Raw genomic sequence first — 3,250 nt, forward strand, 5'->3', positions numbered from 1 at the left:
TTTCCGCTCTATCCATTGGAAAGCATCTGCTAAAATGCAGGAATTACAAGCAAAGCAATATGAACCTGTAAAAAATTATAGTTGGACGATTTGTCTTTCTTTAGCTGCTGATCGCGGATTCGGTTGGAAAGAAAATGTAGAAGACCTTATTTCATTTACAACATACATTTGTCAATTCGCAACGAAGCATCAAATACCGTTTGAATTATTTATTAGTGTATTAGCAGAAACTGGTGCATTGCATTTACCATTAAATGAAGGACAAACACATTACGGGAAGGCTTTAGAGGAATTAGCACGTATTTCAGATGATAGTACGTTACTTCCGAAACAAGGATTTCTTCACTATGTAACGAGAAAGAGGGAGCGCTCGTCTACAATGATATACATTGGTTTGCAGAAGAATGAGCTCCCTCTTCTATCTCAGCCTACGTTTCTCATTAATAATGAAGGGATGGTGGAAAAGCTTGAAAACTTGGCTCTATCACGTTCATGACTTTATTCTGCTCCTCCTGCTTTCATTATTAACAGAAAGAGATGAACTCATTGGTATTGCAATATTTTTAACAACAGGCTATGTAGGGGTATTTCTTATTCATAACTTAATGAAGAAAAAAACAACAGGGTTTGTAATACTGTTAGTTCTTCAAATAGTCGGTTTTTCTTTATTTCTACCTTTTTCTCTTTTTGGCACAATCATATTACCACTATTTTTCTTTATCGTACAAGCGGTCGGACCTGGATATCCAGTTCAAAAATCGCTAGGTGGTATTGTATGGTTTGTCGTTTCAGCTATATTTTATGCACCCTTTCCACCGTTATGGAAATTATTAATGTTAGCCTTACATCTTATGATTACATTTTGGCTAACCGGGGCAAATCGCAAACAACAACTATTACGTTTTGCTTCTATTATTACGATTGGCGTAATAAGTATATTAATTGTTCAAGTGTTTCCTTTTATTCGACTTATTTTTGGTTTTATGACGGAAGTTATCGCATTAGGAGTCGGCTATGCTCTAATACCATTAATTAAAGCAGCGGAAGCAAAAGATACTGAAGGTGTTTGGGCAAATAAAGGACATCTCTTAAAACCACGAATTGAAGACGGGAAAAAACTTCCTGATTTTGACCCAATACTCATAAATAGCATTACAATATTGGTCTGCACAACTATCGCTATTTACGTCGTTTGGAAAATAGTAAAAAAACGAAAACATTTAAGTTTACCAAATATGCCTGTCTTTGAATCTACAATCATTACTGATAAAGAAGGAATCGGCCAAAAACGGTTCAAACGAAATAAACCACCAAATAACGAAATTCGAAAAGAAATTTTCAAACTCGAGAGTAAGCTATCCCCTCCTTTAAACCGTGAACGAGGAGAAACTGTTGAGGCTTGGTTAGAAAGAATAAAACATGAAGAAGATGTAAATATTAAGAGTCATATTATTATAGATGCGTATAATGCAGTACGTTATTCAAATCGTGAAGATACTATACTTCTGCATGAATTTAAGGAAGAGGTTCATAAGCTTTATGCTTATCAGAAGAGTTTGAAGAAAAAGAGAAAATGATGTATACAAAAAGACTCCTATTAAACTAGGAGCCTTTTTGTGTAAAAGTGTTGTAACAAACAGTACACTAAATACAACTAATCCAATTACACTTACACCTGTTAAATAAAATGCTGGTGCGAGCGGGTTACCAGTCGCATGAACTAAGTATGAACATACAAGCGGCGTTGTACCACCGAATATCGATACAGAAATGTTAAAGGAGATCGAAAGTGCTCGATAACGTACATCGGTGAAAAAGAGTGCTGGTAATAACGAAGGCAATGTTCCTTCATAAACACTAAGGAAGAAACCTAAGACGAAAATACCCGCAAACATGGCTACAATATGTCCGTTACCAATTAATAAAAATGCTGGAATTGAACATAATGCTAAACCAAGTAAACCAATTTGTACTACGCGTTTATTACCTACTTTATCACTTAATTTACCGAAATAAAGTGCCAGTGGAATCATAAGTGCCATCGTAATTGAAATAATTAATAAGCCAGTTGTTTCTTTGACTTTTAGTACTTGTGTTAGATAAGAAGGAATATACGAAAGGATCATATAGTTTGTAATGTTAAAGAAGGCAACAATTACTGTGCTTAATAAGAAGTCTTTTTTGTGATATTTTAATATATCCATAAATGAAAATTGTTCGTTGTCTTCAGATTCCTCTTGTGCTTTTTCCATCTCTTGAAAGATTGGAGATTCATCTAAATGACGTCGTAAATATAAACCGACCAAACCAATTGGTGCAGCAATTAAGAAAGGAATACGCCATCCCCAGCTGAGCATTTGCTCATCTGTTAACAATAACGTCAAAATGGTAACGATTACCGAAGCAGCAATGTAACCTGAGAGTGTTCCAATTTCAAGACCACTACCGAGTATACCACGCTTTTTATCTGGAGAAGATTCTGCGATATAAACCATTGCTCCTGAATATTCGCCTCCTGTAGAGAAGCCTTGAATCATTCGAGCAACTAAAAGTAGTATTGGTGCCCATACACCAATTTGTTCATAGGTTGGTAGTAATGCGATGAATAATGTAGAAAGTGCCATTAAAATAATAGTTGTACTTAAAACAATCTTTCGGCCATACTTGTCTCCTATTCTACCAAAGAAAATACCTCCAATTGGTCGAACTAGAAAGGCCGCCGCAAATGTACCAAATGTTAGTACAAGTTGCAAACCACTATCATTCACACCGGAGAAGAATAATTGACTTAATATTACCGCTAAATACGCGTATAATCCAAAGTCAAACCACTCCATTGCATTCCCAATGCCAGTAGCAACAACTGCTTTCCTCGCTTGTTTAGGATTGACAATATTAACGTCTTGAGGTTCAAAATTCAAATCATTATTTTGTTGCATATAGTAAAACAGCTCCTTATTTAATTTAACTTCTTTAAGCACACCTTCTCTTACTAGAATAAATTCAATACGAAGCACTTAAGGAAAAGCAACGWCTCCTTATCTGTTATTATTGTTTCACATAATTAATTATTTGTCCAATKAGATGCTTCCTATGTTAAGTAATTTACTATTTTAAAAAGCTGAAGAAGGCGCTATATGAGTACCTTTTTCAGCTTTTTATTTTTATACGTAAATTTATTTTTTTACCACTATTTTCTTCCTATTTGCATTAAAAATAAGGTGATTTTTCATAAAGGGTTTTTAAACCC

At 34.7% G+C, this 3,250-nt stretch carries 2 protein-coding genes and 1 pseudogene; 2 read left to right on the forward strand and 1 reads right to left on the reverse strand.

Annotated elements, in window-relative coordinates; genetic code table 11:
- Both AC1DJR_RS28805 and AC1DJR_RS28810 read left to right on the forward strand, forming a co-directional pair.
- Positions 1–496 (forward strand): DUF58 domain-containing protein (locus tag AC1DJR_RS28805; RefSeq protein WP_477004131.1); only part of this gene is annotated, 496 nt, incomplete at its 5' end.
- On the forward strand, positions 468–1,577 hold the full coding sequence (locus AC1DJR_RS28810) for a DUF4018 domain-containing protein (protein ID WP_429688554.1): 1,110 nt from the start codon (positions 468–470) through the stop codon (positions 1,575–1,577). The genes AC1DJR_RS28805 and AC1DJR_RS28810, both read left to right, overlap by 29 nt.
- Positions 1,578–1,625: 48 nt before the next feature.
- Here the strand turns inward: AC1DJR_RS28810 and AC1DJR_RS28815 are convergent.
- Positions 1,626–2,939 (reverse strand): annotated as a pseudogene (locus AC1DJR_RS28815) (MFS transporter); the annotation flags it as partial.
- Between the last annotated feature and the right edge of the window lie 311 nt (positions 2,940–3,250).

Source organism: Bacillus sp. 05T31 (genome assembly GCF_056396725.1).